This window comes from Hydrogenophaga sp. (assembly GCF_048549895.1).
Taxonomy (GTDB): domain Bacteria; phylum Pseudomonadota; class Gammaproteobacteria; order Burkholderiales; family Burkholderiaceae_C; genus Hydrogenophaga.
In genome coordinates this window covers 1-6,041 of sequence record NZ_JBLYYB010000094.1, presented here as the reverse complement: position 1 = coordinate 6,041, position 6,041 = coordinate 1, and the positions used below count along the sequence as shown (strand labels likewise).

The 6,041-nt window shown below is 66.9% G+C and carries 7 protein-coding genes; 4 read left to right on the top strand and 3 right to left on the bottom strand.

The features are described 5' to 3' along the window. From ACN4F8_RS10120 to ACN4F8_RS10110, 3 genes are all read left to right on the top strand, one after another. On the top strand, positions 1-707 hold a 707-nt coding region (locus tag ACN4F8_RS10120), incomplete at its 5' end, for a molybdopterin dinucleotide binding domain-containing protein (protein ID WP_419473471.1). Between the two features lie 8 nt (positions 708-715). Then, positions 716-1,807, top strand: a complete 1,092-nt coding sequence (locus tag ACN4F8_RS10115; protein ID WP_419473470.1) for an aminopeptidase — start codon at positions 716-718, stop codon at positions 1,805-1,807. A gap of 21 nt (positions 1,808-1,828) precedes the next feature. After that, complete coding sequence (locus tag ACN4F8_RS10110; protein WP_419473469.1) at positions 1,829-2,152, top strand: polyhydroxyalkanoic acid system family protein; 324 nt, start codon at positions 1,829-1,831, stop codon at positions 2,150-2,152. 27 nt (positions 2,153-2,179) lie between these two features. Here ACN4F8_RS10110 and ACN4F8_RS10105 read toward each other — a convergent pair whose 3' ends face one another. Next, positions 2,180-2,434 carry an acyl-CoA-binding protein gene (locus ACN4F8_RS10105; RefSeq protein WP_419473468.1) on the bottom strand — a complete coding sequence of 85 codons (255 nt, stop codon included), beginning with the start codon at positions 2,432-2,434 and terminating at the stop codon, positions 2,180-2,182. A 136-nt stretch (positions 2,435-2,570) separates the two neighbouring features. Here ACN4F8_RS10105 and ACN4F8_RS10100 point away from each other — a divergent pair, with 136 nt between their 5' ends. Then, the gene (locus ACN4F8_RS10100) at positions 2,571-4,160 is read left to right on the top strand and encodes a wax ester/triacylglycerol synthase family O-acyltransferase (protein ID WP_419473467.1); all 1,590 of its coding nucleotides are present in this window, start codon (positions 2,571-2,573) and stop codon (positions 4,158-4,160) included. On the opposite strand, the gene ACN4F8_RS10095 is transcribed toward ACN4F8_RS10100, so the two are convergent. Continuing rightward, the gene (locus ACN4F8_RS10095) at positions 4,157-4,927 is read right to left on the bottom strand and encodes a type III pantothenate kinase (RefSeq protein WP_419473466.1); all 771 of its coding nucleotides are present in this window, start codon (positions 4,925-4,927) and stop codon (positions 4,157-4,159) included. The two genes, ACN4F8_RS10100 and ACN4F8_RS10095, sit on opposite strands and share 4 nt — an antisense overlap. 138 nt (positions 4,928-5,065) lie before the next feature. Beyond that, a complete protein-coding gene (locus tag ACN4F8_RS10090) occupies positions 5,066-5,734 on the bottom strand; it encodes a LuxR C-terminal-related transcriptional regulator (protein ID WP_419473465.1) in 669 nt (222 codons plus the stop codon). Positions 5,735-6,041 lie beyond the last annotated feature (307 nt).

The following is a 6,041-nucleotide window of genomic DNA, read 5'->3' as shown; positions in this document are numbered from 1 at the left end:
CCGACGTGCTGCTCAACCGCCCGGCCATCGCACCCGTGGGCGAGGCCCGCACCAACACCGACGTCTTTCGCGCGCTGGCCGCGCGCCTGGGTTTTGACGACCCGTGTTTTGCCGACGACGACGAAACCCTGTGCCGCACGGCGTTTGGCAGCACGGTGGATTTCCAGACCCTGCTCGACCAGGGCTTCGCCACCCTGCCCATTGCCGAAGCGCCCTTTGCCCACGGTGGTTTTCCCACGCCTTCGGGCCGCTGCGAATTTTTCAGCGCACGCCTGGCCGCGCAGGGTCTGGACGGCCTGCCCGACCACCTGCCCAACCACGAACTGCAGGGCTCATCAGCCGCCTTCCCGCTGGCCATGATCTCGCCGCCGGCGCGCAACTTCCTCAATTCCAGCTTCGTCAACGTGCAAAGCCTGCGCGACATCGAAGGCGAGCCGCTGCTCGAAATCCACGCCGACGACGCCCTGTCGCGTGGCATCGAGACCGGCCAGATGGTGCGTGTGTTCAACGACCGCGGCGAGTACCGCTGCAAGGCCAAGGTGTCCACGCGCGCGCGGCCCGGCGTGGTCAACGGCCTGGGCATCTGGTGGCGCAAGCTCGGGCCCTCGGGCACCAACGTGAACGAAGTGACCAGCCAGCAGCTCACCGACATGGGCCGCGGCCCGGTGTTTTACGACTGCCTGGTTGAAGTGGCGGGCGTGCGCTGAGGCCACCCATGCGCAAGCTGCTGGCGCTCGCACTCGTGGCCTGGCTGGGCGCAGGCTGCGCCAGCCACACCACCGGCGTGGGTTACTACTGGCAATCGGTCACCGGGCACCTGCAACTGATGCAGGCCGCGCGCCCGGTGGACGACTGGCTGGCCGACGACGCAACGTCGCCCACGCTCAAGGCCCGGCTGGAAAACGCCCGGCGCATCCGCGCGTTCGCGGTGAGCGAACTCAACCTGCCCGACAACAACAGCTACCACCGCTACGCCGACCTGCAGCGCCGAGCCGCGGTGTACAACGTGGTGGCCGCACCCGCACTCTCGCTCACGCTGCAAACCTGGTGCTTTCCGGTGGCGGGCTGCGTGGGCTACCGCGGCTACTTCGCTGAAGGCGACGCGCGCGCCTTCGCCGACAGCCTCGACCCGCAACTGGAGGTTGCCGTGTACCCGGTCCAGGCCTACTCCACGCTGGGCTGGATGAACTGGGCTGGCGGTGACCCGCTGCTCAACACCTTCATCAACTACCCTGAAGGCGAACTCGCGCGCATCGTGTTCCACGAACTCGCGCACCAGGTGGTTTATGTGCAGAACGACACCACCTTCAACGAGTCGTTTGCCACCACGGTGGAGCGGCTCGGGGGCGCTCGGTGGCTCGCCCGCTCCACCGAGCAGGCCCGCGCCGACTACGCCACCTTCGACCACCGCCGCCGCGCCTTCCGCGCCCTCACCCGCGCCACCCGCGAGCGCCTCAAAGCGATCTATGAAGACGCCGACCTGGCGGACGGCACCAAGCTGCAACGCAAGGCAAACGCCATGAACGACTTCCGCCAGCAGTACGCGCAGCTGAAAGCTGGCTGGAACGGCTACGCCGGCTACGACCCCTTCGTGACCGGCGCCAACAACGCCAGCTTTGCCGCGCAGGCCGCCTACGACGAATGGGTGCCCGCGTTCGAGGCCCTGTTCGAGCGCGAGGGCCGCGATTTTGCGCGGTTTTATGATGCGGTGCGCGCGCTGGCCGAACGCCCGAAAGACGAGCGCCAGGCCGCGCTGCGCGAGCTGGCGCCCACCGCCCTGGCCGCCAGCGACACTTCTCGCCCCTGACCACAACAACGAGAGACAACCATGGCCGACATCCACATCGAACGCGATCACCAACTCGGCATGGGCGGCGCCCGCAAGCTGGCCTGGCGCTGGGCCGAACAGGCCGAAAACGACTTCGACATGAGCTGCACCTACGAAGAGGGCGACGACTGCGACGAGGTGCAGTTCACCCGCTCGGGCGTGAGCGGCACGCTCAAGGTGTCGGCGGACAAGTTTGAACTCGATGCGCGCCTGGGCTTTTTGCTGGGCGCGTTCAAGGACCGCATCGAGGGCGAGATCGTCAAAAACCTCGACGAACTGCTGGCGGCGAAGAAACCCGCCGCCAAAAAGAAAAAGGCCGGTTGAAGAACCGGCCTTGCGCTCAGCCGAGGGTCAGCTGAGTTCCTGGATGAGGTCGATGTACTGCTGCATCGCGTCGTCCTTGCCCGTGCCCTTGAAGCCGTTCCATGCGTCCCATTTGGCGCGTCCGACCATGTCGCCAAAACCGGGCTTCTTGCCCTCGACATCGCCATCGGTGGCCTGCTTGTACAGCGCGTAGATTTTCAACAGCGTGGCGTTGTCGGGGCGCTCGCTGAGGTTCTTGGAATTCGCCACCGCGGCGTCGAAAAGGGCTTTGAGATCGGCCATGAATGCTCCTGTTGTTGAAACGAGCCGCGCCGGCAACACGCGCCGGGCTTAGGGCTCTCCCGCTATCTTACGGTTGGCCGCCTCTGCACAATAGGCCCACAAGCCCAAGACCCGTACAGCCACCCGAGGAGCATCCATGGTTCAACGCGTTGCCGCCCGCAGCGGCACCCCTCCAGCGCGTGCCGGTCGCACCCCGGCACCCCGCAAAGCAGCGCCCGGGGGCCCAGTGGCCAGCGTGCTGCCTGCGGTGAAGCAGGCCCTGTCCACCACGCTCGGGCTGGAAGGCGAGCGCATGAGCAAGGTCGACACGGCCTGGCTGCGCATGGACTCCCCCAGCAACCTGATGATGATCGTCGGCGTGTGGATCCTGAAGCCCGGAATCACCATCGAAGCCTTGAGCGACCGGGTGCGCGAGCGGCTGCTGCCCTACCCGCGCTTCGTGCAGCTGGCGCGCGAAGACGCCGCTGGTGCGCACTGGATTCACGACGCCGATTTCCGCCTGGAGCGCCACGTGGTCACCCACCGGCTCTCGCAGACCGGCGCTCAGACCGAGCAGGACGCCCTGCAGGCCCGCGTGGCCGAACTCGCCATGCAGCCGCTGGACCGCCAGCACCCGCTGTGGCGCTTCGAGCTGATCGAACAGTACGGCGGCGGCTCGGCGCTCGTGGCGCGCATCCACCATTGCATTGCCGACGGCATCGCGCTCATCAGTGTGATGATGAGCCTGGTGGACGGCGGCGGCGCACCGCCTCAACGCAAGAGCCGCAAGACCAGCAAGCCCGGCCTGGACGGCGCCGAAGACTGGGTGGTCGACACCTTGATCCGGCCCTTCGGCGACCTCACCGCCAAAGCCCTTGAAGCCGCAGGCGGTGGCGCAGCCAAGTCGTTCGCCATGCTGGCGTCTCCCCAACAAAGCCTCACCGACTCGCTGGGCCAGGCGGTCGATCTCGCGCGCATGGGCGGCCAGCTCGCCAGCGATCTGGCCGCGCTCGCGCTCATGCCCGACGACTCACCCACCCGCCTCAAAGGCCAGCCCGGCAACACCAAGCGCGTGGCCTGGTGCGAACCCATTCCGCTCGACGAGGTGAAGGCGATCGGCAAAGCTCTGAACTGCTCGGTCAACGACGTGTTGCTGGGCTGCGTGGCCGGTGCCATCGGTGCCTATCTGCAAAATCTGGGCGACGAGACACAGGGCAAGGAAATCCGCGCCATGGTGCCGATCAACCTGCGCCCGATGGAAGACGCCTGGAAACTCGGCAACCGCTTTGGTCTGGTGCCGCTGGTGCTGCCGATTGGCTGCACCAACCCGGTGGAGCGGGTGTTCACCGTGCGCTCGCGCATGAACAACCTCAAGGGCAGTTTGCAGCCGCTGCTCACGTTTGGCCTGCTGTCGGTGGCGGGCCTGCTGGTGAAACCCGCGCAAGACGCCATGCTCAGCCTGTTCGGCCGCAAGACCACGGCGGTGATGACCAACGTGCCCGGCCCGGCCACCAAGCTCAAGGTCTGCGGCTCCACGCTGGAGCAGACCATGTTCTGGGTGCCGCAGACGGGCACCGTGGGCTTGGGTGTGTCGATCCTGAGCTACGGCGGCGGCGTGCAGTTCGGCGTGATCGCCGACACCACCTTGTGCCCCGAGCCGCAGCACATCATCGACGAGTTCGAGCCGGAGTTCCGGCGTTTGCTCACCTTGACGCTGATGCTGCCTTGGGGCGAAGCGAAGGCTTAAGCCAAGGCCAGTCGGCGCGAAGCCATCTCCAGCAGCCCGTCAAAGATCAGGCCCTCCACCAGCTCGACCTGCAGCGCCATGCTGGGCGCCATCTTCCAGCCGGCGCCACCGGTCATGAAACACACCGGCTCGTCGCCGCAGTGGCGGCGCAGGTTGTCCACCATGCGCTGCACCGCACCGGCGATGGCGAAGGTGCCGCCGCTGGTGAGCGCGTCGCTGGTGTTGGTGGGAAAGTCGCGCACCTCGCCGGTGGGCACGTGCAGGCCGGCCGTGCCCGATTCGAGCGCGCGCAGCATGATGCCGTGGCCGGGCAGGATGATGCCGCCCAGAAAACGGCCTTCGGTGTCGATCGCCTCCACCGTCACGGCGGTGCCCACCATCACCACCACGCAGGGCCGCTTCAGGCCTCGCGAGACCAGGCGCTGGCGCGCGCCGATCATGGCGACCCAGCGGTCCGAGCCGAGGCGGGCGGGATGGTCGTAGCCGTTGGTCAGGCCCGCTTCGGCGGTGCTGGACACCACCCACTGCGGGGTCACGTCCCACAACTCCAGCTGTTCGGCCACCCGGCGCCTGACCGCATCACCCGCCACCACACAGCCCAGCACCCAGCGTGGCGCCGGCAGATCGGCCCAATCGCCTTCGGCCAGGGTTTCGATGTTTTCGAGGAATTGGGCACCCTGGGCCATCAGGCGCGAGCCGGAACGCGGTTCTTCGTACAAGGCCCACTTCAGGCGGGTGTTGCCAACGTCCAGGGCCAGAAATGTCATGCGCGGATTATGACCACGCCAACCCCCGGGGGTTTGCGCACTGCAGCATCCGAGCCGGCGATGGGCCGCCCAGAACCGGATCAGCCCCCTTGGGGGGCAGCGGACCTCGCGCAACGGGGAAGGGTGGGGGCCACGTCCCTAGATCAATCCGATCCAGCAAGCGCGCTGCACAGCCGCCAGCTTGTTGTCGGTCTTGAGCTTGGCCATCGCGTTGGCCAGGTGGTAGTTCACCGTGCGTTCGGAGCAATCCATGCGAACCGCGGTTTCTCTCGCGGTGAGCCCTTCAAACGCCATGTTGAGGCTCTCCAGCTCGCGCGGGCTCAGGTTCACGCGGGCCTCGGCAATGGCGCGGCGCAGCATGGGCCAGATGTTGAAGGCCGACCAGGCCAGCGCCGCCGCCTCGGAGCGGTCGGCAAAGGCGCGCGGGCTGAACATGAAACATTCAAAGGTTCGACCGGCCGGCAGGCTGAACGCCACGCGCACCAGGGTCTGGTACCCGTGCGCCAGCCACAGGCGGCGCCAGCGGCTGGATTGTTCAAAGACCGATTTCGAAATGTCCTGCCATGCCACCAGCGGGGCATCGCTGTCGCGCCAGCTGGCGCCAAAATCGCGGCTCTCGGCCAGGGCCTGCGCGGCCAGGAGCATCCGGGGTGGGTGAACGGCCAGAACCTCGCGCTCGTCCCTGCCGCCGGTGGGCGCCGGGCCCAACACCATGACGGCCTCCACGCCCTGGTCGTGCAAGGCGCAGACCCAGTCGGCCAGAATGCTGTCCAGACTGACGCTGTCAAAGTTGACAGGTAAGGTCATGGTTTGAAACAGCCTGTTGCACGGACAATCCGATGCATGTTGGGGCCGCAGGCGCGGGCAACAGGTGCGCGGCGATCGAAGGAGTACATATTGCCTCTGGACCGATTGAGGTTGCACAGCGCCAGAGCGCGGCTGTGGAGGTGGTTGCTGGACGAGGTCGTCCACGCACCTCTGGAGCCCATTTTGCACCCATCTCGTGCCCGGCTTCAGTACCTGGGCGCATTCACTTTCATCGGCCACATCGCATTCGGATGGATCTGGATCGAGCTGTTGCCGCAGCCCTACGAGAGCCTGCCCACGCGCCTGG

Bases quoted from the DNA above. Each gene is read 5' to 3' on its own strand.
- ACN4F8_RS10115 (WP_419473470.1), top strand. From the start codon at position 716: ATGCGCAAGCTGCTGGCGCTCGCACTCGTGGCCTGGCTGGGCGCAGGC.
- ACN4F8_RS10110 (WP_419473469.1), top strand. From the start codon at position 1,829: ATGGCCGACATCCACATCGAACGCGATCACCAACTCGGCATGGGCGGC.
- ACN4F8_RS10105 (WP_419473468.1), bottom strand. From the start codon at position 2,434: ATGGCCGATCTCAAAGCCCTTTTCGACGCCGCGGTGGCGAATTCCAAG.
- ACN4F8_RS10100 (WP_419473467.1), top strand. From the start codon at position 2,571: ATGGTTCAACGCGTTGCCGCCCGCAGCGGCACCCCTCCAGCGCGTGCC.
- ACN4F8_RS10095 (WP_419473466.1), bottom strand. From the start codon at position 4,927: ATGACATTTCTGGCCCTGGACGTTGGCAACACCCGCCTGAAGTGGGCC.
- ACN4F8_RS10090 (WP_419473465.1), bottom strand. From the start codon at position 5,734: ATGACCTTACCTGTCAACTTTGACAGCGTCAGTCTGGACAGCATTCTG.